This is a genomic window from Micromonospora sp. BRA006-A, assembly GCF_033433935.1.
Taxonomy (GTDB): Bacteria; Actinomycetota; Actinomycetes; order Mycobacteriales; family Micromonosporaceae; genus Micromonospora; species Micromonospora aurantiaca.
In genome coordinates this window covers 3531408-3554421 of the sequence record NZ_JANCLW010000001.1, presented here as the reverse complement: position 1 = coordinate 3554421, position 23014 = coordinate 3531408, and the positions used below count along the sequence as shown (strand labels likewise).

Genomic DNA, 23014 nt, shown 5'->3' with positions numbered 1-23014 from the left:
CGGCCTCCCTGCGACGGTGTCCGCACACCCTACGAGCCCTGCCGTCCCGGCGGGTGACCCCCACGCAGAGGTAAGCAACGGATAGCCTTCCGGGCATGACTATGCGCCCGATCCGGATCATCGGCGACCCCGTGCTGCGCACCCCCAGCGAACCCGTCACCAGCTTCGACGCCGAACTGCGCGCCCTCGTCACCGACCTGATGGACACCCTGCTCGGCGCACCCGGCCGCGCCGGCGTCGCCGCACCCCAGATCGGCGTCAACGCCCAGGTGTTCGTCTACGACGCCGACGGCCGGCGCGGCCACATGATCAACCCCACGCTGGAGCTGTCCGACGAGCTCCAGGACGACGAGGAGGGCTGCCTGTCCATCCCCGGCCTGTACTTCCCGACCCCCCGCGCGCTGCACGCCACCGCACACGGCTACGACCAGCACGGCGAACCGCTCACCGTCACCGGCAGCGGCTTCCTCGCCCGCGCCCTGCAACACGAGACCGACCACCTGCGCGGGCGCCTCTACGTCGACACCCTGCGCGGAGACACCCGCCGCCGCGCCCTGCGCGAGATCCGCGCCGGCCGGTTCGACTCACCCAGCCGCGGCCGCTGACGTCAACGCGCACTCGGTGAACCCGGCCACCCGGGAGAACCCCAGCCGCTCGTACAACCGCACCGCCGCCACGTTGTCCGCCCGCACGTTCAACGTCACATGATCCACCGACACGCGCAGCCGGGCGCACAACGCCGCCACCACACCCGCACCCAGACCACGACCCCGCGCCTCCGGATGCGTCGTCACATTCCCCAGCGCCGCGACCCGCCACCGCGGCGAGAACACGTGTACCCCCGCCACCGCCACCAGCCGACCGTGCTCCCGTACCCCCACGTACTGGCCCGTGTCCAGCATCCGCGGATCGAACCAGTTCCCCGGATACGCCACCGCGTACAACCCGGAAAGCTCCGCCGCGTCCGCCGGCCCCAACGGCTCACCAACCGCCGGCACCGCCGCCAGCCGCCCCGGATCCGTCAACGCCATCCGGTGATGCGCCGCCGCCTCCGACACCACGAACCAGCGGCCCACCGCCGCCTCCAGACCGGGGGACAGGTGCGCCCACATCCGCGCCGGCAACACCGGCGCCGCCTCCGCCAGCAACCCCGCCAACTCCGGCACCCGATCCGGCGCCGCGAACGCCAGCAACGTCGGCAACTCCACCCCGTGATACAGCAACACCACCTGGTCGCCACGCCGGAACCACGACGTGTACGGCCAGAAGAAATCGTCCAGATCACCCAACTGGTACGCGTGCAACACCGGATCCCGGCCCAGCAGACCCGCCAGCACCGCCCGGTCGTGCTCCGCCCGCACCGCCACCGCGATCAGCCCGCCATCCACTGGTCATAACCCAACCGGGCCACCAACGCCAGCACCACCACCAGCAGCACCACCCGCACGAACCCGGCACCCCGCCGCAACGCCATCCGCGCGCCCACCGCCGCCCCCACCACGTTGCACACCGCCATCGCCGCACCCAACGCCCACCACACGTGCCCGGTCAACCCGAACACCACGAGCGCACCCAGATTCGTGCCCGCGTTGACCACCTTCGCCATCGCCGACGCGTGCACGAAATCCGAACCCAGAATCGCCGTGAACGCCAACACCAGGAACGTCCCCGTACCCGGCCCGATCAACCCGTCGTACAGGGCGATGCCCACACCGGCCACCGCCACCGCCACCACCACCCGCCGAGGGGTCCGCCGCTGCGGCGACGCCACCACACCCAGCGACGGCCGCGCCAGCACGAACACCGCCACCGCCACCAGCACCACGAGCACCACCGGCCGGTACGCGCTACCCGGCACCGCACCCGCCAACGCCGCACCCAACCCCGCCGTCAGCACCGCCAACCCGGCCGCCGGACCCGCCACCGCCCAATCCAGCTTCGTCCGCCGCGCATACGTCACCGCCGCCGTCGACGTACCGAAGATCGCCGCCAGCTTGTTCGTGCCCAACGCCGTCGCCACCGGCACACCCGGCGCCGCCACCAGCAACGCCGGCAACAACAACAGACCACCGCCACCCACCACCGCGTCCACCCACCCGGCCAGCAGGGCAGCGGTCAGCAACGTCGTCAACGACAGGGCATCCACCGCCGCATTCTGCCCACGCCACCACCAGCGACAAGGCCCCCTGTGGCCAGCCTCACCGCCCCCGGCGACGCCGCAACCACACCCCGGCCGACCCCACCGCCACGAACACCAGCATCGAACAGCACAACAGTTTCAGCACCCGGCAAGACTCCCACGACGACGTAGGGTGTCCAGGTGCGCCTGGCCACCTTCAACCTGCTGCACGGCCGATCCCTCACCGACGGGCTCGTCGACCCCGACCGGCTCACCGCCGCCGTCACCGACCTCGACGCCGACGTCCTCGCCCTCCAGGAAGTCGACCGCGACCAGACCCGCAGCGGCAGACTCGACCTCACCGCCGTGGCCGCCCGCGCCCTGCACGCCGACCACCACCGCTTCGCCGCCGCCGTCGTCGGCACCCCCGGCGAACAGTTCCGCCCCCTCACCCACGACGACGACGGCCACGGCGAACCCCTCTACGGCATCGGCCTGATCAGCCGCCACCCCGTCCGCTCCTGGCAGGTCACCCGTCTGCGCGCCGCACCCGTCCGCTCACCCATCTACGCACCCGGCCCCGGCGGCGGACTCGTCCTGCTCCGCGACGAACCCCGCGTCGTGCTCGCCGCCGTCCTCGACACCCCCCACGGCCCCCTCACCGTCGCCGCCACCCACCTGTCCTTCGTGCCCGGCTGGAACGTCTGGCAACTACGCCGCGTCGTCCGCGTCCTGCGCACCCTGCCCGCACCCCGGATCCTGCTCGGCGACCTCAACCTGCCCGCCGGACCCGCCGCCGCGCTCACCCGCTGGCGGCCCCTCGCAAGGCGCCCCACCTACCCGGCCGGGCAACCCCGCGTCCAACTCGACCACATCCTCGCCGACCGGCACGGCCTCGACCGGCTCCCACCCGTCACCGCCGTCCACACACCGCTGGCCACCATCTCCGACCACCGGCCCCTCGTCGTCGACCTCGGCTGACGCTCAGCCCAACCCGCTCTGCCGCCGCGCCGCGTCCACCGCGTTACGGAACAACATCGCCACCGTCGTCGGACCCACCCCGCCCACACGCGGCGTGATCGCACCCGCCACCTCGGCGCACGACTCGTCCACGTCCGGCAGCAACCGCCGCCCCTCGTACCGCACCCCGCCACCGACCACCACCGCACCCGGACGCACATGCTCCGGCTGCACGATCCCCGGCACCCCCGCCGCCGCGATCAGGATCTCCGCCCGCCGCGTGTACCGCGGCCAGTCCGCCACCCCCGTGTGCACCACAGTCACCGCCGCGTTCGCCGTCGGCCGCTTCTGCGCCAGCAACATCGCAAGCGGCCGCCCCAACGTCGCACCCCGGCCCAGGATCACCACCTCCCGGCCCGCCACCGGCACACCGTGGAACGCCAGCAACGCCTCGATCCCCGCCGGTGTACATGGCAACGGACCCGGCAACCCCAACGCCAGCCGACCCATGTTCACCGGATGCACCCCGTCCACGTCCTTGTCCGGGTCCAGCGCCGCCAACGCCCGGTCGTAGTCCAGACGACCCGGAATCGGATACTGCACCAGCACCCCGTGCACCGTCTTGTCCGCGTTGAACTCCGCCAGCACCGCGTGCAGATCCGCCTGCGACGCCGACGCCGGCAGATGCACGTGCGGCGACACGAAACCCAGCTCCGCCGCCTGGCGTTGCTTGATCCGGATATAACCCGCGCTCGCATCGTCGTCACCCACCAGCACCGTCGCCAGCGCCGGCGTCACCCCCGCCGCACGCAGCTCCGCCACCGACGCGGCGACCTCCGACAACACCCGCTCCGCCACCGGGGCACCCGGCAGCAACCGCGCAGAAGACATACGACACCTCGCCCGCGGAGGCCCAGGCGGTCGACCCCCGCGACGAGCTCCCCGATGGTTCACCCATCCCCGTGCCGCCAGTCGCGTTCCTTCTCAGCCTGCCACAGCCTCCGCCGCCACCGCATCCACCACCGCCTGCCAACCCGGCAGCGCCGCCAGCAGACCGTCCGCCCGCCGCCGCCGATCCGCCGCCGACGTCACACCCAGATCCGCCAGCACCGCCCCGAACGCCCGCTCCCGCTCCGGCGCCACCTGGCCCAACACCACATGACACCGCGCGTACGTCACCAGCACCCAGAACATCGCCTCCCGATGCCGCCCCGCCTCGATCAGCTCAGCCGCACCGTCGAACACCACCGGCCGCCCCGCCGCACCAAGGTCCGCCCCGAACGCGAACCCCTCCCGCGGTGACCGCGACGCCTCGTCGAACACCACCGCCAACCCGGCCAGATGCTCCCGCACCCGCGTCGCATCCACACCGCCGCCGTCGAGCGTGTCCAGCAGGCCCCCGTACCGATCCGCGAACCCGAACCGCGACAACACCCGCTCCGCCCGCACATACCGCCGCCGCACCGTCGGATCCGCCAGCCCCGCCACCGCCGGCCACACCGCCAGCAACGACGTCGGAAACACCCACGCCAGCACCTGCTCCGCGGCCGGCGATTCGGCGTCGACCGCCCGCAGGCCGGCCTCGATGCGCCGCCGCACCCCCGCGCACCGCGCCCGCACCCACACCGGATCCGCGAACCCCGCCGCCACCCGCTCCCGCACCGCCGCCAGCCGCCCCGACGGATCCGCGATCACCCCATCGGTACGGAACATCGGCGCGAACACCCACGACCCCAGCACATCCTCCGGGCCGCCCAACTCCGCCCACGTGATCGTGCTGACCTCCAGCAGCACCCCACGGTGCACGAACTTGCCCACCTTCACACCGGGCTCCCGGCGCACCAGCAACACGTCCACGTCCGACCACACTGGCAGCACCGCGTCGTCCGGCAACCCCACAGTCGACCCACTGAACAACGCGCCCTCGATCGACGGATCGACGCGCATCCGCTCCCGCACCCACCCGAGCGCCACCGCCCGCGCCGCACCCACCCGCATCCGCCCGATCCTGCCAGCCCGGCAGCGCACCGGCAGACCCATTCCGGATACGGACGGTTGTCGATCGGGCACAGAACGTGGAATATCGACGTAAGTGACTGTCGTCGAAATCGTGTGGGGCGATGCGAATGACGGGCTACCACCCGATCCTCAAAGGACGCCAAGCCGAACTCCAGGCCGTCAGCCACGTCCCCGACGAACTCGCACCACACATCCTCCCGATCTTCGACCTGCCACCCTCCAAGCAGGGTCCGATCACCGACGCATGCATCTTCAGCCGACGCGCACAGGACAGCATCCCGCGTGACATGGCCATCGCCGTCGACGTGCGCCACCTCCCCGAGCCCACCACCGGCACCCGCCGGCCACTCCGCGACATCGCCGACGACCTGCACCCGTGGGGGATCCCCGCGCTGCCCGTCGCCCACCTGAACGACACCCCCGCGCAACTGGCCGACGTCCGTTACGCCGCCGCGCCCTACGGCGGCGTTCTCCGGCTCGCCGCCGGCCACACCGAACCGGACGACGCCGAAACCGACGCACGACTGAGCCACGTCCTATCCGCCACCGAACTGCGACCCGAGAACTGCACCCTCGTCATCGACGTCGCCGAGGTGGCATCCGACCGGCACCTCACGACAGCCGAGCCCCTCGTTCGCAAACACCTCGTGTGGGCCGGACGCCACCCCTGGAAGGCGGTCGTCGTCGCCGCCGGAGCAATGCCCGCCACGATCTCCCACGTGCCAGCCGGCACCGCGATCCCGCTCCGCAGGCGGGACTTCGACCTCTGGCAGCGGCTCAAGGACCATGACATCCAGTTCGCCGACTACGGCGTCACTCACCCCGGCGCCGGCTCGGGACGCCGAGGGCCAGCACCCAACATCCGCTACACCCACCAGGACACCTGGTGGACCTACCGTGCGCCCGGCGACGGCATGGACAGCGGCAACACCGGCATCTACGACATCTGCCAGGCCCTTGTATCCGCCGACCACTGGCCGCCCACCGGGCGTCACTTCTCCTGGGGCGACGAGCAGATCGCCCTGCGCGCCGCCCGCCACGCCGGCCCCGGCACCGCCACCCAATGGATCGCCTGGGCGACGTCACACCACCTGTCGTACGTCGCCGGCCAACTCGGCCTGACAGTTATCGCTTGACCAATCCCGACAACGCCCGGTTGGTACGGTTCGCCGCCACCGCAGCCCGTTGCTGACCCGCCGTCACCTCGATGTACGTCTGCGACGACGCCAACGACGCATGCCCCAGCAACCGCATGATCTCCGCCGCGCTCGCCCCGTCCTCCGCCAGCCGCGTCGCGAACGTGTGCCGCAACGCGTGCAACCGCGCACCCCGCGGCACCCGGTCACCGATGCCCGCCCGCCGGTAACACGACTCCACCAGGTACTGCAGCCCACCCCGACGCAACGCCTCACCCTGACGATCCACCAGGAACGGCGAATCCGGCCGCACGCTGCGCGACCCGAACCGGTACCGCCGGCTGTCCAGGTAACCCGCAATCACCCGGTCGACGCCGTCCTCGATCGGCACCGTACGCGGCCGTCCGCCCTTACCCGCCACGTCCACCCGCCGCTCACCGTCGCGCCCGGCCACCGACGACACCCGCAGCGCCAGCAGTTCCGAAAGCCGCAACCCCGCGCACAACGCCAGCGCCAGCACCGCCAGGTCGCGCTCCGGCCACGGGTCACGCTGCCGGCCCTCCGCCCGGGCCACCGCCGCCAGCAACTCCTCCGGGGTGTCCTCGCCCCGCAGCGGCTTGGGCCGGGGGAGAGGCGTGCGGGGCCGCCCCACCGCCGGCATCGGATTCCCCGGTACGACACCCTCCGCGACCAGGAACGTGAAGAAGCTGTTCCACGTCGACCAGGCACGATGGACCGACGCGGCGGCCCGGGGAGCGGCGAACCGCGCGAACGCCGCGCGCATCACCCTGGGGGAGAGGGCGCTGACGGGTACGTGCAGGGGAGAGGCGTCACCGTCGGTGGCGACCAGCTCGGCCACCGTGGTCAGATCCCTCCGGTACGCGGCCAGGGTGTGGGGGGAGGGCTTACGGGTGGCCCGGGCGGTCAGGAACTCCTCAATCAGGGCCCCCACCGTTTCGTCCGGTTTGTCATGCATAAGGGATATTATGCATGATTCTCGCGTTCCAGCCAGGAAGCCCACATCAGGGGAGCAGGGGCGACCAACGCCTTGATCAACTCCATCTCGCCGAGATGGAGGTAACCCCAGTGCTCCGATGCAGCCACGTCGGCGAACTGGCGGCAGCGCCGCCGATCATGAGGTTGACCGGGAGTGCTGTCTGATCTGTCGCCGCCAGCTTCATGATCGCCGGACGGTGGGTGGAGTGAGGTGGGATTCGGCGGGGGATGCTCGGGTCGGCCGGTGGGTGGGCCGGCCCGGTGATCGGTGCCTGGACGCAACGGCGGCGACATCGTGTCTGGAGGCGTGAGCCGGCTCGCGGCGAGCTCGCTGCCGCTGCCAACGCTCGCCAGGTTGAGCACACGGCCCGGCGGCACGACAGCGGTGACTGCGTGACACTCCGGCGCCCCCGAAGGCCCGCAAAGGCGGTCACCTGCCTCGCGCGGGCCCTCGGGGAGCTCTCGCCTCAGCGTTACTTGACATAATGTACATTATCGAATTCGAATGATCAGGCGCTCAGGCAGGCTTCGCGCCTTCGTTCGTCGCCGCGTCCCTGACGAGCGCGGCCACGCGCAGCAGGTCTCGCGCACGGAAGTACGCCCGCGCGTCCTCCTCGTAGAGCCGTCCGCCGACACGCTGCCGCACCTGCTGTACCGCGTCGTCGAGTCGCTCATGCTGCTCGGCGGTCAAAGGCCCGCCGCTCGCGAGGCAGGCGGACACCGAGCTGCCGATCTCCCGCGCGCCCGGGTCGTCGCCCGCGAGCAGCCGGCTGCGCTGCCAGTGGTTCAGCGCGTGCAGTGCCGCTCGCTGCGCAGCTTCGTACCAGATCGTCGGGCCCAGGTTGGGGTTTCGATCAGCGCGCCTCGGTGTCCGGTGGCCGAGCTGCTTCGCGGTGCGGCGTTCGGCGGCGTAGCACTGTAGATCCTCGTGCCAGAGGCGGCGGCTCGCCGCGAGATGCTCCAGCGCCCGAAGCAGCGCCGCCTCGTCACGCCGGAACGGTCCGGCCAGCTCTTCGAGGAAGCTGAGTGTCGCCTCGAAGCCGACTGGGCGGTACAGCTGCACGCACGAGCGTAGTGCGGAGACCCGGCGCTGGTGCGGCAGCGCCGGGTCGCGGACGCGGCGGGCGAAGGCGCTGAAGCTCACCGGCCGAGAGTAGAGGCGCAGGCCGACGGTGGTGTTGACCCGCGCCTCTCCCCTGCTGCCGGTACGGCGATCAGGCGCCGACGTAGTCGGCCAGGTGTTCGCCGGTGAGCGTCGACCGGGCCGCCACGAGATCCGCCGGGGTGCCCTCGTACACGATCCGGCCGCCGTCGTGTCCGGCGCCCGGGCCGAGGTCGATGATCCAGTCGGCGTGCGCCATGACGGCCTGGTGGTGCTCGATCACGATGACGGACTTCCCGGCGTCGACGAGCCGGTCGAGCAGGCCGAGCAGTTGGGCGACGTCGGCCAGGTGCAGGCCGGTGGTGGGTTCGTCCAGGACGTACACGCCGCCCTTGTCCCCCATCCGGGTGGCGAGCTTGAGCCGCTGCCGCTCCCCTCCGGACAGGGTGGTGAGGGGTTGACCGAGCGTGAGGTAGCCCAGGCCGACGTCGGCGAGCCGGTCGAGGATGGTGTGGGCGGCCGGGGTGCGGGCGTCGCCGTCGCTGAAGAACGTCTCGGCTTCGTCCACGGACATGGCGAGGACCTCGCTGATGTCGCGTCCGCCGAGGTGGTAGTCGAGGACGGCGGGCTGGAACCGCTTGCCTTCGCAGTCCTCGCAGGTGCTGGCGACGCCGGCCATCATGCCGAGGTCGGTGTAGATGACGCCGGCGCCGTTGCAGGTCGGGCAGGCGCCTTCGGAGTTGGCGCTGAACAGGGCGGGTTTGACGCCGTTGGCCTTGGCGAAGGCCTTGCGGATGGGGTCGAGCAGGCCGGTGTAGGTGGCCGGGTTGCTGCGGCGGGAGCCGCGGATGGCGGTCTGGTCGATGCTGACGACGTCCTCACGTTTGGCCAGTGAGCCGTGGATGAGGCTGCTCTTGCCGGAGCCGGCGACGCCGGTGACGACGACCAGGACGCCGAGGGGGATGTCGACGTCGACGTCGCGCAGGTTGTGGGTGCGGGCGCCGCGGATCGGCAGGGCGCCGGTGGGCGTACGCAGCTTCTCCTTGAGGGTGGCGCGGTCGTCGAGGTGGCGGCCGGTGGTGGTGTCGCTGGCGCGCAGGCCGGCGAGTGTGCCTTCGTAGCAGATGGTGCCGCCGGCGGTGCCGGCGCCGGGGCCGAGGTCGATGACGTGGTCGGCGATGGCGATGGTCTCGGGTTTGTGTTCGACGACGAGGACGGTGTTGCCCTTGTCGCGCAGTTGGAGCAGGAGGTTGTTCATGCGGGCGATGTCGTGCGGGTGCAGGCCGATCGTGGGTTCGTCGAAGACGTAGGTGACGTCGGTGAGGGACGAGCCGAGGTGGCGGATCATCTTGGTGCGCTGGGCCTCGCCGCCGGAGAGGGTGCCGGCGGGGCGGTCGAGGCTGAGGTAGCCGAGGCCGATCTCGACGAAGGAGTCGAGGGTGTCCCCCAGCGCCTTGAGCAGCGGGCCGACGGAGGGTTCGTGCAGGTCGCGTACCCAGGTGGCGAGGTCGCTGATCTGCATGGCGCAGGCGTCGGCGATGTTGATGCCGTTGATCTTCGAGGAGCGGGCTTCGGGGGCGAGCCGGGTGCCGTCGCAGTCGGGGCAGGCGGTGAACGTGATGGCGCGTTCGACGAAGGCGCGGATGTGGGGCTGCATGGCGTCGACGTCCTTGGCGAGCATCGACTTGGTGATGGTGGGGATGATGCCGGTGTAGGTGAGGTTGATGCCGTCGACCTTGATCTTCGTGGGTTCCTTGTGGAGCAGGTCGTCGAGTTCGCTTCTGGTGTAGTCGCGGATGGGCTTGTCGGGGTCGAACAGGCCGCTGGAGCGGAAGATGCGGCCGAACCAGCCGTCCATGCTGTAGCCGGGGATGGTGATGGCGCCCTCGTTGAGGGAGAGCTTCTCGTCGTAGAGGACGGTGAGGTCGAAGTCGGTGACGGTGCCGCGGCCCTCGCAGCGGGGGCACATGCCGCCGAGGCGGTTGAAGGTGCCCTTCTTGGTCTGGGTCTTGCCGGGGCCGCGGTCGACGGTGATGGCGCCGGCGGCGCGGACGGAGGGGACGTTGAAGGAGTAGGCGTTGGGTGGGCCGATGTGGGGGTCGCCGAGGCGGCTGAACAGGATGCGGAGCATGGCGTTGACGTCGGTGGCGGTGCCGACGGTGGAGCGGGGGTCGGCGCCCATGCGTTCCTGGTCGACGATGATGGCGGTGGTGAGGCCTTCGAGGACGTCGACTTCGGGGCGGGACAGGGTGGGCATGAAGCCCTGGACGAAGGCGCTGTAGGTCTCGTTGATGAGGCGCTGGGACTCGGCGGCGATGGTGCCGAAGACCAGTGAGCTCTTGCCGGAGCCGGAGACGCCGGTGAAGACGGTGAGGCGGCGTTTGGGTATCTCCACGTCGACGTTGCGCAGGTTGTTCTCGCGGGCGCCGTGGACGCGGATGACGTCGTGGCTGTCGGCGTGGTGCAGGCCGGTGGTGGCCTTGCTCATTGTGTCTCCGTCCGGTGGTGCGGGTGTCAGTCGAGCCAGTTGCCGTCGCGCATCAGGGTGCGGCCGGGTAGTTCGTCGGCTTCGCGCCATGCCTGGATGCGGTGTGGGGTGATGCGGTACCAGTGGTAGGGCGTGGTCAGGGTACGGGGGTCGAAGCCGGTTCGGGTGGCGAAGCGGTCGCCTCGGTCGGTGGGCAGGGCGTCGATGGTGAGGGTTTCGACGTGGCCGTCGATCATGGTGACGTCGCGGGTGGGGCCGAGGCCGACGCGGGCGTGGCCGCCGGCGAGGTTGCGGCCGGTGGGGCTGTCGGCCGGGGTGGCGACGAGCAGGGTGTGGCCGTCCCAGTCGAAGGACAGGGGCACGAGGTACGGGGTGCCGTCGGGGTCGGCGGTGGCGACCCAGCAGTCGATGTCGTGGTCGAGGCGGTGTGTGGTGTCGTGGCGGCGCTGGGCGCGGGTGCGGGGCGCGTCGGTCATGGGGTGGGGTCAGCGCCGCTCGTTGATGCGGATGAGGTTGCCGGTGGGGTCGCGGAAGGCGCAGTCGCGGACGCCGTAGGGCTGTTCGGTGGGTTCCTGGACGACGTCGGCGCCGGCTGCTTGGAGGCGGTCGAACAGGCCGTCGAGGTCGTCGGTGGCGAGGGTGAGTGCGCCGTAGCTGCCCTTGGCGATGAGTTCGAGGATGGTGCGGCGTTCGTCGTCGCTGATGCCGGGGTCGACGGCTGGCGGGTGCAGGACGATGCCGGTCTCGGGCTGGTCGGGTGGGCCGACGGTGAGCCAGCGCATGGTGTCGCCCTGGCCGACGTCGTTGCGGAGTTCGAAGCCGAGGGTGTCGCGGTAGAAGGCGATGGCGGCGTCGGCGTCGGTGTGGGGCAGGAACGCGTAGTGAATGGTGATCGTCATGGTGGTCACGCTAGTGGTGGTCGGCCGGTGCGGGCTTCTCGATTCCTGATCGGTCGGGTGGCTTGTTTGGTGAGGCAGGGTGGTGGTTCGGCGGTGTCGGGTGCGTGGCGGGCGCGGTAGGCGCTGGGCGGTTCGCCGACGAGTTCGGTGAAGCGGGTGCTGAAGGTGCCCAGGGACTGGCAGCCGACGGCGAAGCAGACGTCGGTGACGCTGAGGTCGCCGCGGCGCAGCAGGGCCATGGCGCGTTCGATGCGGCGGGTCATGAGGTACGCGTACGGGGATTCGCCGTAGGTCTGGCGGAACTGGCGGCTGAGGTGGCCGGCGGACATGTGTTCGCCGCGGGCGAGGGCTTCGACGTCGAGGGGTTTGGCGTATTCGCGGTCGATGCGGTCGCGGACGCGGCGTAGCCGGGTGAGGTCGCGCAGGCGTTGGGCGAACGCGGGGTCGTCGGTTGCCGGGTGCGGTGGCACGTCCGCATCCTGCCTGGTGGGCGGTGGGGTCGTCCACCTGTTCGAGCGGCGAGTCGCGGCGCGGGTGCACCCGCCCGGCAGGTGCACCCGCGCGGCGGTCAGCGCAGCCGGCGGGCGGTGAAGCGGGTGGGTGGGTCGGCGATGGCGTCCTGGGTGGCGACGATCTGCAGTTCGCGGGTGCCGGCTTCGAGGGTGGCCTCGAGTACGGCGTAGATCGAGTTGGTGGTGCGTTCCAGGGCGGTCTGGGGTGAGCCGGTGGTGGCGAGGTGGGCGAGGTAGAGGGCGGCGGTGACGTCGCCGCCGCCGTTGGGGGCGATCGGCAGCAGCGGGGTGGTGACGGCCCAGGCGCCGTCGTCGGAGACGGCGACGACTTCCAGGTGGCCGGCGGGCAGGTCGCCGTGCAGGACGCTGGTGACCAGGACGTGCCGGGGGCCGGTGGCGCGGACGGCGTCGACGGCGGCGAGCAGGTCGTCGATGGTGTCGGTGGTGCGGCCGGCGAGGAATTCCAGCTCGAACTGGTTGGGGGTGACGATGTCGGCGCGTGGGACGACGGTGTCGCGGAGGTATTCGGGGATGCCGGGGCGGACGTACATGCCGCGGCCGACGTCGCCCATGACCGGGTCGCAGCAGTAGAGGGCGGCCGGGTTGGCGGCCTTGACGCGGGCGACGGCGTCGAGGATGACGGCGCCGACGGCGGGGTCGCCCTGGTAGCCGGAGAGGACGGCGTCGGCGGTGCCGAGCACGCCTCGGTCCTCGATGCCGGCGATGACGTCGGCGACGTCGGTGGGGGCGAGCATGGGGCCGCGCCAGGCGCCGTAGCCGGTGTGGTTGGAGAAGTGCACGGTCAGGACCGGCCAGACCTCGTGCCGGAGGCGTTGCAGCGGGAACACGGCGGCGGAGTTGCCGACGTGGCCGTAGGCGACCGACGACTGGATGGACAGGATCTTCACCTGGTCATCGTCGCATCTCCGGCCGGGGATGACTGCTGGTGGTGGGGTGATGACGGGCCGGGGCGGGGGTTGACCGTTCGGCTCAGGGTTTCGACCGCCGGGCGCGTGGCGGGTTTGGGCGCAGCGTGCGGTGGGGGCATGAACCGGGGTGTTCTCGCCATCTGGACGGAGGAAGCGCTGATGCTTTCCGCACTCGATCGTCGGCACACCGTCGCGCCGCCGGGGTACAGCCGCTGGCTGATTCCTCCGGCGGCGCTGGCGATCCATCTGTGTATCGGGCAGGTCTACGCCACGAGCGTGTACAAGAACTCCCTGATCGCGCATTTCGACACCGGTCAGACGGCGGTCGGGGTGATCTTCAGCATCGCGATCGTGATGCTGGGGTTGTCGGCCGCGGTGGCCGGTACGTGGGTGGAGGCGAACGGGCCGCGTAAGGCGATGTTCGTCTCGGCGTGTTTCTGGGCGGCGGGGTTCCTGGTGGGGGCGCTGGGTATCGCGACCGGGCAGTTGTGGTTGCTGTATCTGGGGTACGGGGTGCTGGGCGGGATCGGTCTGGGGATCGGGTACATCTCCCCCGTCTCCACGTTGATCAAGTGGTTCCCGGACCGGCCGGGTCTGGCGACCGGGCTGGCGATCATGGGGTTCGGCGGTGGGGCGATGGTGGCCTCTCCCCTGTCCCGGCAGTTGCTGTCGTTCTTCGACCCGGGTTACGACCCGGCGAACAGCGGTTCCACGGCGTCGGAGTCGGCGCTGGTGTGGTTGTTCGTGACGCTCGGCGTCGGCTACTTCGTGGTCATGATGTTCGGGGTGTTCAACGTGCGGGTGCCGGCGCCGGACTGGCGGCCGGCCGGTTTCGACCCGGCGAGGGTGGCGGAGAAGCCGCTGGTGACGACGGCGAACGTGTCGACGGCGAACGCGGTGAGGACGCGGTCGTTCTGGCTGCTGTGGGTGGTGTTGTTCTGCAACGTGACGGCGGGTATCGGCATCCTGGAGCAGGCCAGCCCGATGATCCAGGACTTCTTCCGCGACAACGGCACCTCGGCGGTGTCGGTGGCGGCCGCAGGCGGGTTCGTGGGAGTGCTGTCGCTGTTCAACATGGCGGGCCGGTTCGTGTGGTCGTCCACGTCGGACGTGATCGGCCGGAAGCCGATCTACGTGGTGTACCTGGGTGTGGGCATGGTGCTGTACCTGCTGCTGGCGCTGGTGGGGCAGACCTCGACGGCGTTGTTCGTGCTGTTGGCGGCCGTGATCCTGTCGTTCTACGGTGGCGGGTTCGCGACCGTTCCGGCGTACCTGCGGGACATGTTCGGCACGTTCGAGGTGGGTGCGATCCACGGCCGGCTGCTGACCGCGTGGTCGGCGGCGGGCGTGGCCGGGCCGCTGATCGTCAACGCGTTCCTCGACGCGCAGGGCGAGCCGGGCACGTTGACCGCGGCGGCGTACCGGCCGGCGTTGTTCACGATGGTCGGGGTGCTGGCGGTGGGTCTGGTGGCGAACCTGCTGGTGCGGCCGGTGCCGCAGCGCTACCACGAGCCCGCGTCGGGGCGGGACGAGTCGGTGCAGGGGGCCACGGAGAGGAGCGGATCGTGAACGAGCGCAGCGGAGGCGGGCAGCAGGTCCGCCTGGTGGTGTCGTGGCTGGTGGTGTCGGCGCTGCTGGGCTACGGGGTGGTGCAGACGCTCATCACGGCGGCGAAGTTGTTCACCCAGTAGGAGACGCGACGCGGCGGCCCGGGGGTGGGGATTCCCGGGCCGCCGCCGGGTCAGAGACCGCCGCCGACGCGCAGGACCGCACCCGTGGTGTACGAGGCGTCCGGTCCGAGCAGGTACGCGATCGCGCCGGCGACCTCTTCGGGTTCGCCGGCGCGGCCCATCGGGATCCGGCTCGCGGCGGTGTCGGGGCGGTCGGGTGCGCCGGAGCGGGCGTGGATGGTGGTGCGGATGATGCCGGGGGCGACGGCGTTGACGCGGACGCCGTGCGGCGCGAGTTCCTTCGCGAGCCCGACGGTGAGGGTGTCGGTGGCGGCCTTGACGGCGGCGTAGTGGACGTACTCGCCGGGTGAGCCGAGCGTGGCGGCCACGGAGGAGACGTTGACGATGGCGCCGCCGTGGGTGAGCCGGCGGGCCGCCTGCTGGGCGCACAGCACGTACCCGATGAGGTTGACGTCGACGACCTCGCGCAGGTCGTCGACGCGCAGGTCGGTGAACGGGCCGATCGGGCTGGTGACGCCGGCGTTGTTGACCAGGCCGGTGAGCGGGCCGAGCCGGTCGGCGGCGTCGAAGATGCGGCGTACCTGCTCGGGGTCGGTGGTGTCGGCGGCGACGGTGACCGCGCGGCGGCCGGCGGCGCGCACGTCGGCGGCCACCGCCTCGGCGGCGGTGTGGTCGGCGCGGTAGCCGATGACCAGGTCGTGGCCGTCGGCGGCGAGCCGGCGGGCGGTGGCCGCGCCGATGCCGCGTCCTCCCCCGGTGACGATGGTGACGGAGGTCAATGCCCTTCTCCCCTGTCGTGCGGTGGGGGCGACGTTACCGTGGGCGGGACCATCCGGGGTGGAGAGGACTGTCACATGGGGCGCGCGTTGGTGCTGGGTGGCGGCGGGGTGACCGGGGTGGCCTGGGAGTTGGGTCTGCTGGCCGGGCTGGCCGGGCACGGCCTGCGGTTCGACGAGGCGGATCTGGTGGTGGGTACGTCGGCCGGGTCGGTGGTCGGGGCGCAGGTGCGGTCGGGTACGCCGCCGGCGCAGCTGTACGAGGCGCAGCTGCGGCCGCCCCGCGAGGAGGTGCCGGCGCGGCTCGGGACGGGCGTGCTGTTGCGCTGGGCGTGGGCCGGTGGGCGGGGCCGGGACTCGGCGCGGGCCCGGGCACGTATCGGCGCGATGGCGTTGTCGGCGCGTACCCCGTCGGAGCAGTCGCGGCGGGCGGTGATCGCGGCGCGGTTGCCGTCGCCGGAGTGGCCGGCGGCGCGGCTGCTGGTCACCGCCGTGGACGCGACCTCCGGTGAGTTCGTGGTGTTCGACGCGGACAGCGGGGTGCCGCTGGTGGACGCGGTCGGCGCGAGTTGCGCGGTGCCGGGGGTGTGGCCGCCGGTCACAGTCGGCGGCCGGCGCTACGTCGACGGCGGGGTCCGCTCGCCGGTGAACGCGGACCTGGCGGCCGGGTGCGGGCAGGTGGTGGTGCTGGCGCCGACGCGCGCGGCGGTGGGGCCGATGCCGCGGCTGTCGGCGCAGGTGGCGGCGTTGCGGGAGGCGGGGGCGCGGGTGGCGGTGGTGTCGCCGGACCGGGCGGCGCGGACGGCGATCGGCCGCAACGTGCTGGACCCGGCCCGTCGGGCGGCGTCGGCGCGGGCGGGTTTCGCGCAGGCCGATGCGGTGGCCGACGAGGTGGCCGCAGTGTGGCGCTGACGGCGGCGGCCGCCGAACGGATCAGGAGTCGCCGGTCAGGCGGGCCAGCCGCCGGTTGAGGTAGCGCTGTTCGGGCAGGCTCCCGGTGAGCCGGGCGGCCAGCCGGTAGTGCTCGGCGGCGGCGTGTGGGTCGCCGTGGAGTTCCAGCAGGTGGGCGCGGACGGCGTGCAGCCGGTGGTGGCCGCGCATCGCCGGGTCGGCCAGCAGCGGGTCGAGCAGGGCCAGCCCGACGGCGGGGCCGTGTGCCATGGCCACCGCGACGGCCTGGTTGAGCGTGACGAACGGGCTGGGGGCGACCCGGCTCAGCATGTCGTAGAGGACGCTGATCTGCAGCCAGTCGGTGTCCGGGAAGGCCGGTGCCTCGGCGTGGACGGCGGCGATGGCCGCCTGGAGCTGGTAGCGGCCCACCGGGCCGTGGGGCAGGGCCCGGCCGAGCAGCGTGACGCCCTCGTCGATGAGGTCGCCGCGCCAGCGGGAGCGGTCCTGGTCGGCCAGCGGTACGAGGTCACCGGCGGCGTCGGTGCGGGCCGGTGATCGGGCGTGGGTGAGCAGCATCAGCGCCAGCGCGCCGGTGACCTCGTGGTGGCCGGGCAGCGCCGCGTGGACCTGGCGGGTGAGCCGGATCGCCTCCTCGGCGAGTTCCACGTCGACGAGCTGGTCGCCGGAGGTTCGGGTGTAGCCCTCGCTGAACACCAGGTGACACACGTCCAGGACGGCGGCCACCCGGTCGGGCAGCGCGTCCGGCGGCGGCATGGTGAACCGGGCGTCCGCCTCGCGTAGCGTCGCGCGGGCCCGGCTCAGCCGCTGCGTCATGGTCCGGGCCGGTACCAGGTAGGCGGCGGCGATCTGCTCCACGCGCAGTCCCGCGACCGCGCGCAGGGTCAGCGCGACCTGGGAGGGGCGGCTCAGCGCCGGGTGGCAGCACAGGAACAGCAGCCGCAGCGTGTCGTCGTCCCCGGCCACGGGGGTGTCGTCGACGGGCGGTACGCGGCCTGCGTCGGGTTGCCGGGCGGCGTCGAGCCGTTCGCGGCGGGTGCGGGCCTCCTCGGCGCGCATCCGGTCGATCAGCCGTCGCGAGGCGACCCGGATGAGCCAGGCGCGGGGTTCGTCGGGCACGCCGGTGAGCGGCCACCGGGCGGCGGCCGCCTCCGCCGCGTCCTGCAGGGCGTCCTCGCAGGCGTCGGGGTGCCCGTAGCGGCGCAGCAGCGCGGCGCGGACGTGCGGCGCCTCCCGGCGCCACACGTCCGCGAGGGGCGGGGCGTTACTGATCGGACCCGCCCGGCCACATCGAGGGCCGCAGTTCGACGGTCTCCCCGGGGCCGGCGAACTTCGCGGCGACGGCTTCGGCGCGAGCCTGGTTCTCGACGTCGATGAGGAAGAAGCCGGCGAGGTGTTCCTTGGCCTCGGAGTACGGGCCGTCGGTGGCCAGCGGTGCGCCGTCGGCCCACCGGTAGAGCCGGGCGGTGCGGGGGTCGGCGAGCGCCTCGCCGACGACCAGCTCACCGTTTGCGTGCAGCTCGGTCATCACCTGCTCGAAGTCGGCGTTGAGCCGTTCGCGTACGTCGGCGGGCAGTTCCTGGTGGGCGGCGAGGTATTCGGAGGTGGGGTGGCCCCAAGGCTCCGGGTTGGAGTGGATCATGATCACGTACTTCACTGTCGGTCCTTCGCGTCGTGCGGCGGTGCCTCCCCGCCGCTCGCCGGGTACGACGGAGCGGGATCGCCGATGTCTACATATCCTCGCGTCATGAGTGACGCGGTGGGTGTCGGTGACCTGGTCGAGGATTTCACGCTGCCGGACGAGACGGGCACGCCACGGCGGCTGTCGGAGTTCCTGGCCGCCGGTCCGGTGGTGCTGTTCTTCTATCCGGCGGCGATGACGCGGGGCTGCACGGCGGAGAGCTGCCACTTCCGGGACCTGGCGGCGGAGTTCGCGGCGGTGGGCGCGTCTCGGGTGGGGATCAGCCGGGATCCGGTGCAGCGGCAGGCGGAGTTCTCCCGCCGGCACGGGCTCGGCTATCCGCTGCTGTCCGACGTCGACGGCGAGGTCGCGCGGGCGTTCGGGGTGCGGCGGCGGTTGCCGCTGGGCGCGCTGAGCACCCGGCGGATGACGTTCGTGATCGGCACGGACCGGCGGATCCTCGCGGTGGTGCACAGCGAGCTGAGCATGAACGAGCACGCCGACGCGGCGCTGCGGGCCCTCGGGGGCTGATCATCGCGGTGTCGCAGCCGGCTGGTATCAAGGCTGCGTCAAACAGGTGTACGGAAGAGGGCGTGATGGCGGGTCAGGGTTTGTCCACTGACGAGATTCAGGGAATCCGGGAGGCCCTTGCGGCGGGCCGCAAGCCCCGGGTGGTGTTCACCGAGGCGGCCGGGCAGATGGCCGGGCAGATCGGGCAGGTGGTGGAGCTGACCGACCCGGCGGCGTCGGAGGAGTTCGTGGTGGTGCGGTTCGGCCGCGACGAGCTGCCCTTCTCCCCCGCCGACGTGGCGATCGCCCCGAAGGGTGCCGGGCGGCGTCCGGCCGCCGAGGCGAAGCCGGAACCGGAGCAGCCGCCGGCCGCGCCAGAGCCGGAGTTCGTGCTGGACACCCCGCGGGTGCCGGCGCCGCGGCGGGAGGAGCCGAAGACCGAGCAGCCGCAGGCGGAGCCGAAGCCGGCGAAGCGGGCCGTGAAGGCCGCGAAGCCGAAGACCCCGCCGGGGCTGACCGTGACGCTCGCCTACGCCGAGGGTGAGTGGACGGTGGCCGCGCAGCAGGGCACGAAGGCGCTGGCCCGGCCGTACGTGGTGAAGCCGGCCGAGGCGCTGCGAATGGTGGCGCTTGTCGACGTGCCCGGGGTGCAGGAGGCGGTGGAGCAGATCCTGGCCGCCGAGCGGGCCGAGGCCGAGCAGCAGGCGGAGAAGCTGCGCGCCGAGCTGGCCGAGATCGAGGCGCGGCTGGCGGAGCTGCGCGAGGCGCGCTGACCGCTCAACGCCCCGCGGGGCCGGTGCGACCCCCTCGCACCGGCCCCGCGCCCCTGCGCCCACAGGTCGATCAGTGTTGCGGAATGTTCTGTACCCCGATCCGGCGGCGGAACACCCAGTACGTCCAACCCTGGTACGCCAGCACGATCGGCGTGAACACCACAGCCACCCAGGTCATGATCTTCAAGGTGTACGGGGTGGACGCGGCGTTGGTGGCGGTGAGCGTGCCGGCCGCGTCGAGGGTGGACGGCATCACGTTCGGGAACAGCGCGGCGAACAGCGTCGCCACGGCCAGCGCGATCGCCACGGCGGTGCCGGTGAACGCCCAGCCCTCCCGGCGTACCTTGGCCGCGGCCAGACCGCCGAGCAGGGCGAGGGCGGCGCCGACGGCGAGCACGACGGCGGCGGCGCTGGAGCGGATGCTCAGCGACCAGCTCAGGAACGCCACGGCCGCGACGGCGGTGCCGACGCCGAGCTTGACGGCGAGGGCGCCGGCGCGCTCCCGGATGTCACCGGTGGTCTTGAGCGCCAGGAACACCGCGCCGTGGGTGAGGAACAGCCCCAGCGTGGTCAGGCCACCGAGCAGCGCGTACGGGTTGAGCAGGTCGAGCAGGCCACCGACGTACTCGTGGTCGGCGTCCAGCGGCACGCCGCGGAAGATGTTGGCGAACGCCACGCCCCACAGCACGGCCGGGATCGCCGAGCCCCAGAAGATGGCCTGGTCCCAGCGGCGCTTCCAGGACGCCTCGGGCCGCTTGTGGCGGTACTCGAAGGCGACGCCGCGGGCGATCAGGGCCAGCAGGATGAGCAGCAGCGGCAGGTAGAAGCCGGAGAACAGGGTGGCGTACCACTCGGGGAAGGCGGCGAACATGGCGCCGCCGGCGGTGATCAGCCACACCTCGTTGCCGTCCCAGACCGGGCCGATGGTGTTGATCAGGACGCGGCGTTGCCTGTCGTCGCGGCCGAGCACCGGCAGCAGCATCCCGACGCCGAAGTCGAAGCCTTCGAGGATGAAGTAGCCGGTGAAGAGCACTGCTACGAGGAGAAACCAGACGGTCGTCAGTTCCACGGTTGGGCTCCGGGGTGTCAGTAGGCGAACGCCAGCGGGCGCTCGGCGTCGTCGGTGTCGTCGTCGGACCGAGGGGTAACGTCCGGTACGCCGGCGCGGGCGTAGCGGACCAGCAGTTTGAACTCGACCACCGCGAGGACGGCGTAGATGAGGGTGAACGCGGTGAAGGAGGTGAGCACCTCGGTCAGGGAGACGCTGCGGGACACGCCGTCGCGGGTGAGCATCTCGCCGAAGACGATCCACGGCTGGCGGCCCATCTCGGTGAAGATCCAGCCGAAGGAGTTGGCGAGCAGCGGCAGCACGGGCATGACCAGGCCGGCGCGCAGCAGCCACTTGCTGGTGGGGGTGCGGCCCTTGCGCTGGCTCCACAGCACCAGCAGCGCGATCGCGGCGGCGGCCAGCCCGAAGCCGATCATGAAGCGGAAGCTCCAGTAGGTGACCGGGATGATCGGGGCGTAGTTGCCGGGGCCGTACTGGCTGGCGTACTGGGCCTGGAGGTCGTTGATGCCCTGGACGGTGCCGTTGGGGTCGCCGGTGCCGAGGAACGACAGCAGGTACGGGATCTTGACGGCGAACAGCTCGCGGCTGCCGTCGAGGCTGCCGACGGTGAGCACGGAGAACGAGGCGGGGCTCTCGGTGGTGTAGAGGCCCTCGGCGGCGGCCATCTTCATCGGCTGCACCTCGGTCATGATCTTGCCCTGGATGTCGCCGGTGAGGATGACAAGCGCCGACGAGATCAGGACGACCCAGGAGCCGAGCTTGGTGGCGAAGCGGTACGCGCCGGTGTCGGCGCTGTCGCGGTTGCGCATCACGTGCCACAGGCCGACGGTGACCATCAGCGACCCGGCGACCAGGAACGCGCCGGCCAGGGTGTGCGGGAAGGTGACCAGGGCGACCTTGTTGGTGAGCACGGCGACGAAGTCGGTCAGCTCGGCGCGGCCGCTGTCCGGGTTGATCCGGAAGCCGACCGGGTTCTGCATGAACGAGTTGGCGGCGAGGATGAAGTACGCCGACAGGTTGGTGCCGATCGCGGCGGCCCAGATCGCGGCCAGGTGCAGGCGTTTGGGCAGCCGGTCCCAGCCGAAGATCCACAGGCCGATGAACGTGGACTCCAGGAAGAACGCCACCAGTGCCTCGATGGCCAGCGGCGCCCCGAAGATGTCACCGACGAACCGGGAGTAGTCACTCCAGTTCATGCCGAACTGGAACTCCTGCACGATGCCGGTGACCACACCCATCGCGAAGTTGATCAGGAAGAGCTTGCCGTAGAACTTGGTGAGTTTGAGGTACCGCTCGTTGCCGGTGCGGTGCCACATGGTCTGGAGGATCGCCACCAGCACGGACAGGCCGATGGTCAACGGCACGAACAAGAAGTGGTAGACGGTGGTGACACCGAACTGCCAGCGGGCGACGTCCAACGCGTCCACCTGAAAACCCCCAGCTGTGCATACTACGAGACGTAGTAGATACTACTCGGCGTCGTAGCGAAAGCAGCAGGGCCGCAGGGCCCCACCCGGCCCGGGACCAATGACCCTGATCACCCTTGCCGGAGGACCTGCGGTCCCGGGATCACCCGTGCCGGGCACCCGGGTCACCCCGGCTCGTGGGACCATCCACCACTGATGAACAGCACCCCCTGGCGTGCGCCGCTGCTGTGGCGGGGCGCGCAGACGCTCGCCCGCGCCGTCGTCGGGCTGGTCGGCCGGCTGGAGGTCACCGGCGACGTGCCGGACGCGCTGCGCCACGGCCCGCTGGTCCTGGCCGCCAACCACATCAGCCCGTTCGACCCCGTGGTGCTCGCCGCCGCCTGCCGGGTCCGGCGCGTCGCGCCCCGGATCATGGCCACCGGCGGCCTGTTCCGCGCCCCGCTGATCGGCTCGCTGATGCGCCGCGCCGGGCACATCCGCGTCGACCGGGGCACCGCCGCGGTGCACCGCTCGCTGGAGGTCGCCGCCCACGCGGTGGCCGGCGGTTCGGTGGTGCTCGTCTACCCGGAGGGACGCATCGGGCTCGACCCCGGCATGTGGCCCGAGCGGGGCAAGACCGGCGCCGCCCGGCTCGCCTTCGCCAGCGGCGCCGCCGTCGTACCGGTCGCCCAGTGGGGCTCGCACGAGGTGCTGCCCTACCGGGCGCCCAAGGGGATGCTGGGTGCGGTGGCCCGGGCGATCCTCCGCCGGCCCGCCATCCGGGTGCACTTCGGCGCGCCGGTGCCGCTGGACGACCTGCGGCCGGGCTCCCCCGGCGCGGCCCGGCAGGCCACCGACCGGATCATCGACGCGATCACCGACGACCTGGTGCCGCTGCGCCCCGACGAGCCCGATCGGCCCCGGCACGTCGACCCCGGCCGCCCGGTGGACGGCAGTCGCGCGCACCGCCGCCGTACCGGCTGACGCATCCCGGGCGCGGTGGCGGGTATCAAGCCTCGCATCCCGTACGCGGAGAGGA

At 71.8% G+C, this 23014-nt stretch carries 25 protein-coding genes; 9 read left to right on the top strand and 16 right to left on the bottom strand.

Going from position 1 to position 23014, the window contains the following annotated elements; translation table 11 throughout:
* The first annotated feature begins 95 nt into the window (after window positions 1-95).
* The gene (gene def, locus NMK34_RS16115; protein ID WP_113974148.1) at window positions 96-605 is read left to right on the top strand and encodes a peptide deformylase; all 510 of its coding nucleotides are present in this window, start codon (window positions 96-98) and stop codon (window positions 603-605) included.
* Here def and NMK34_RS16110 read toward each other — a convergent pair.
* Window positions 585-1388, bottom strand: coding sequence for a GNAT family N-acetyltransferase (locus tag NMK34_RS16110; protein WP_318334090.1), 804 nt, complete (start codon window positions 1386-1388; stop codon window positions 585-587). The two genes, def and NMK34_RS16110, sit on opposite strands and share 21 nt — an antisense overlap.
* Window positions 1373-2146: a sulfite exporter TauE/SafE family protein gene (locus NMK34_RS16105; RefSeq protein ID WP_194803366.1), complete on the bottom strand. Its 774-nt coding sequence runs from the start codon at window positions 2144-2146 to the stop codon at window positions 1373-1375. The genes NMK34_RS16110 and NMK34_RS16105 overlap by 16 nt, the downstream gene beginning before the upstream one ends.
* Before the next feature lie 174 nt (window positions 2147-2320).
* On the opposite strand from NMK34_RS16105, the gene NMK34_RS16100 reads away from it, so the two are divergent.
* Window positions 2321-3100 (top strand): endonuclease/exonuclease/phosphatase family protein, encoded by a 780-nt coding sequence (locus NMK34_RS16100; RefSeq protein WP_318334089.1) that lies wholly within the window; start codon window positions 2321-2323, stop codon window positions 3098-3100.
* 3 nt (window positions 3101-3103) lie between these two features.
* Here NMK34_RS16100 and NMK34_RS16095 read toward each other — a convergent pair whose 3' ends face one another.
* Window positions 3104-3970: a bifunctional 5,10-methylenetetrahydrofolate dehydrogenase/5,10-methenyltetrahydrofolate cyclohydrolase gene (locus NMK34_RS16095; protein WP_318334088.1), complete on the bottom strand. Its 867-nt coding sequence runs from the start codon at window positions 3968-3970 to the stop codon at window positions 3104-3106.
* Window positions 3971-4063: 93 nt separating this feature from the next.
* Window positions 4064-5077: a hypothetical protein gene (locus NMK34_RS16090; protein WP_318334087.1), complete on the bottom strand. Its 1014-nt coding sequence runs from the start codon at window positions 5075-5077 to the stop codon at window positions 4064-4066.
* Between the two features lie 122 nt (window positions 5078-5199).
* On the opposite strand from NMK34_RS16090, the gene NMK34_RS16085 reads away from it, so the two are divergent.
* A complete protein-coding gene (locus tag NMK34_RS16085) occupies window positions 5200-6234 on the top strand; it encodes a beta family protein (RefSeq protein ID WP_318334086.1) in 1035 nt (344 codons plus the stop codon).
* On the opposite strand, the gene NMK34_RS16080 is transcribed toward NMK34_RS16085, so the two are convergent.
* The 7 genes from NMK34_RS16080 to pdxY form a co-directional block, all read right to left on the bottom strand.
* Window positions 6224-7210 carry a tyrosine-type recombinase/integrase gene (locus NMK34_RS16080; protein ID WP_318334085.1) on the bottom strand — a complete coding sequence of 329 codons (987 nt, stop codon included), beginning with the start codon at window positions 7208-7210 and terminating at the stop codon, window positions 6224-6226. The two genes, NMK34_RS16085 and NMK34_RS16080, sit on opposite strands and share 11 nt — an antisense overlap.
* A gap of 537 nt (window positions 7211-7747) precedes the next feature.
* Window positions 7748-8374 carry a hypothetical protein gene (locus tag NMK34_RS16075; RefSeq protein WP_318334084.1) on the bottom strand — a complete coding sequence of 209 codons (627 nt, stop codon included), beginning with the start codon at window positions 8372-8374 and terminating at the stop codon, window positions 7748-7750.
* 70 nt (window positions 8375-8444) lie between these two features.
* The gene (locus NMK34_RS16070; protein ID WP_318334083.1) at window positions 8445-10820 is read right to left on the bottom strand and encodes an excinuclease ABC subunit UvrA; all 2376 of its coding nucleotides are present in this window, start codon (window positions 10818-10820) and stop codon (window positions 8445-8447) included.
* Between the two features lie 26 nt (window positions 10821-10846).
* Window positions 10847-11296: a pyridoxamine 5'-phosphate oxidase family protein gene (locus NMK34_RS16065; RefSeq protein ID WP_318334082.1), complete on the bottom strand. Its 450-nt coding sequence runs from the start codon at window positions 11294-11296 to the stop codon at window positions 10847-10849.
* A gap of 9 nt (window positions 11297-11305) precedes the next feature.
* On the bottom strand, window positions 11306-11719 hold the full coding sequence (locus NMK34_RS16060) for a VOC family protein (protein WP_318334081.1): 414 nt from the start codon (window positions 11717-11719) through the stop codon (window positions 11306-11308).
* Window positions 11720-11724: 5 nt separating this feature from the next.
* Window positions 11725-12189 (bottom strand): helix-turn-helix transcriptional regulator, encoded by a 465-nt coding sequence (locus NMK34_RS16055; RefSeq protein WP_013286348.1) that lies wholly within the window; start codon window positions 12187-12189, stop codon window positions 11725-11727.
* A 98-nt stretch (window positions 12190-12287) separates the two neighbouring features.
* Window positions 12288-13139, bottom strand: a complete 852-nt coding sequence (gene pdxY, locus NMK34_RS16050; RefSeq protein WP_318334080.1) for a pyridoxal kinase PdxY — start codon at window positions 13137-13139, stop codon at window positions 12288-12290.
* A 180-nt stretch (window positions 13140-13319) separates the two neighbouring features.
* On the opposite strand from pdxY, the gene NMK34_RS16045 reads away from it, so the two are divergent.
* Both NMK34_RS16045 and NMK34_RS16040 read left to right on the top strand, forming a co-directional pair.
* Window positions 13320-14729, top strand: a complete 1410-nt coding sequence (locus NMK34_RS16045; RefSeq protein WP_318334079.1) for an OFA family MFS transporter — start codon at window positions 13320-13322, stop codon at window positions 14727-14729.
* Window positions 14726-14851 (top strand): MFS transporter small subunit, encoded by a 126-nt coding sequence (locus tag NMK34_RS16040; RefSeq protein WP_256451507.1) that lies wholly within the window; start codon window positions 14726-14728, stop codon window positions 14849-14851. The genes NMK34_RS16045 and NMK34_RS16040 overlap by 4 nt, the downstream gene beginning before the upstream one ends.
* Window positions 14852-14901: 50 nt before the next feature.
* Here the strand turns inward: NMK34_RS16040 and NMK34_RS16035 are convergent, their stop codons facing one another.
* Window positions 14902-15630 carry an SDR family NAD(P)-dependent oxidoreductase gene (locus NMK34_RS16035; RefSeq protein WP_318334078.1) on the bottom strand — a complete coding sequence of 243 codons (729 nt, stop codon included), beginning with the start codon at window positions 15628-15630 and terminating at the stop codon, window positions 14902-14904.
* Window positions 15631-15705: 75 nt separating this feature from the next.
* Between NMK34_RS16035 and NMK34_RS16030 the strand changes: the two genes are divergently transcribed.
* Window positions 15706-16539, top strand: a complete 834-nt coding sequence (locus tag NMK34_RS16030; RefSeq protein ID WP_318334077.1) for a patatin-like phospholipase family protein — start codon at window positions 15706-15708, stop codon at window positions 16537-16539.
* Window positions 16540-16560: 21 nt separating this feature from the next.
* Here NMK34_RS16030 and NMK34_RS16025 read toward each other — a convergent pair whose 3' ends face one another.
* Both NMK34_RS16025 and NMK34_RS16020 read right to left on the bottom strand, forming a co-directional pair.
* Window positions 16561-17781, bottom strand: a complete 1221-nt coding sequence (locus NMK34_RS16025; protein ID WP_318334076.1) for an RNA polymerase sigma factor — start codon at window positions 17779-17781, stop codon at window positions 16561-16563.
* Window positions 17782-17800: 19 nt separating this feature from the next.
* Window positions 17801-18193 carry a YciI family protein gene (locus NMK34_RS16020; protein ID WP_318334075.1) on the bottom strand — a complete coding sequence of 131 codons (393 nt, stop codon included), beginning with the start codon at window positions 18191-18193 and terminating at the stop codon, window positions 17801-17803.
* Between the two features lie 90 nt (window positions 18194-18283).
* Between NMK34_RS16020 and NMK34_RS16015 the strand changes: the two genes are divergently transcribed.
* Together NMK34_RS16015 and NMK34_RS16010 are read left to right on the top strand one after the other, a co-directional pair.
* Window positions 18284-18748: a peroxiredoxin gene (locus tag NMK34_RS16015; protein ID WP_318334074.1), complete on the top strand. Its 465-nt coding sequence runs from the start codon at window positions 18284-18286 to the stop codon at window positions 18746-18748.
* Window positions 18749-18813: 65 nt separating this feature from the next.
* Window positions 18814-19500 carry a hypothetical protein gene (locus NMK34_RS16010; protein WP_318334073.1) on the top strand — a complete coding sequence of 229 codons (687 nt, stop codon included), beginning with the start codon at window positions 18814-18816 and terminating at the stop codon, window positions 19498-19500.
* Window positions 19501-19570: 70 nt separating this feature from the next.
* Here NMK34_RS16010 and cydB read toward each other — a convergent pair whose 3' ends face one another.
* Window positions 19571-20569, bottom strand: coding sequence for a cytochrome d ubiquinol oxidase subunit II (cydB, locus tag NMK34_RS16005; RefSeq protein WP_013286337.1), 999 nt, complete (start codon window positions 20567-20569; stop codon window positions 19571-19573).
* A gap of 17 nt (window positions 20570-20586) precedes the next feature.
* Complete coding sequence (locus tag NMK34_RS16000) at window positions 20587-21996, bottom strand: cytochrome ubiquinol oxidase subunit I (protein ID WP_318334072.1); 1410 nt, start codon at window positions 21994-21996, stop codon at window positions 20587-20589.
* Between the two features lie 195 nt (window positions 21997-22191).
* Between NMK34_RS16000 and NMK34_RS15995 the strand changes: the two genes are divergently transcribed.
* Window positions 22192-22959 carry a lysophospholipid acyltransferase family protein gene (locus NMK34_RS15995; protein ID WP_318334071.1) on the top strand — a complete coding sequence of 256 codons (768 nt, stop codon included), beginning with the start codon at window positions 22192-22194 and terminating at the stop codon, window positions 22957-22959.
* The last annotated feature ends 55 nt before the right edge of the window (window positions 22960-23014 follow it).

Coding starts and splice junctions, on each gene's coding strand:
- def (WP_113974148.1), top strand. CDS start 96: ATGACTATGCGCCCGATCCGGATCATCGGCGACCCCGTGCTGCGCACC.
- NMK34_RS16095 (WP_318334088.1), bottom strand. CDS start 3,970: ATGTCTTCTGCGCGGTTGCTGCCGGGTGCCCCGGTGGCGGAGCGGGTG.
- NMK34_RS16090 (WP_318334087.1), bottom strand. CDS start 5,077: ATGCGGGTGGGTGCGGCGCGGGCGGTGGCGCTCGGGTGGGTGCGGGAG.
- NMK34_RS16085 (WP_318334086.1), top strand. CDS start 5,200: ATGCGAATGACGGGCTACCACCCGATCCTCAAAGGACGCCAAGCCGAA.
- NMK34_RS16080 (WP_318334085.1), bottom strand. CDS start 7,210: ATGCATGACAAACCGGACGAAACGGTGGGGGCCCTGATTGAGGAGTTC.
- NMK34_RS16070 (WP_318334083.1), bottom strand. CDS start 10,820: ATGAGCAAGGCCACCACCGGCCTGCACCACGCCGACAGCCACGACGTC.
- NMK34_RS16065 (WP_318334082.1), bottom strand. CDS start 11,296: ATGACCGACGCGCCCCGCACCCGCGCCCAGCGCCGCCACGACACCACA.
- NMK34_RS16060 (WP_318334081.1), bottom strand. CDS start 11,719: ATGACGATCACCATTCACTACGCGTTCCTGCCCCACACCGACGCCGAC.
- NMK34_RS16045 (WP_318334079.1), top strand. CDS start 13,320: ATGCTTTCCGCACTCGATCGTCGGCACACCGTCGCGCCGCCGGGGTAC.
- NMK34_RS16030 (WP_318334077.1), top strand. CDS start 15,706: ATGGGGCGCGCGTTGGTGCTGGGTGGCGGCGGGGTGACCGGGGTGGCC.
- NMK34_RS16015 (WP_318334074.1), top strand. CDS start 18,284: ATGAGTGACGCGGTGGGTGTCGGTGACCTGGTCGAGGATTTCACGCTG.
- NMK34_RS16010 (WP_318334073.1), top strand. CDS start 18,814: ATGGCGGGTCAGGGTTTGTCCACTGACGAGATTCAGGGAATCCGGGAG.
- NMK34_RS15995 (WP_318334071.1), top strand. CDS start 22,192: ATGAACAGCACCCCCTGGCGTGCGCCGCTGCTGTGGCGGGGCGCGCAG.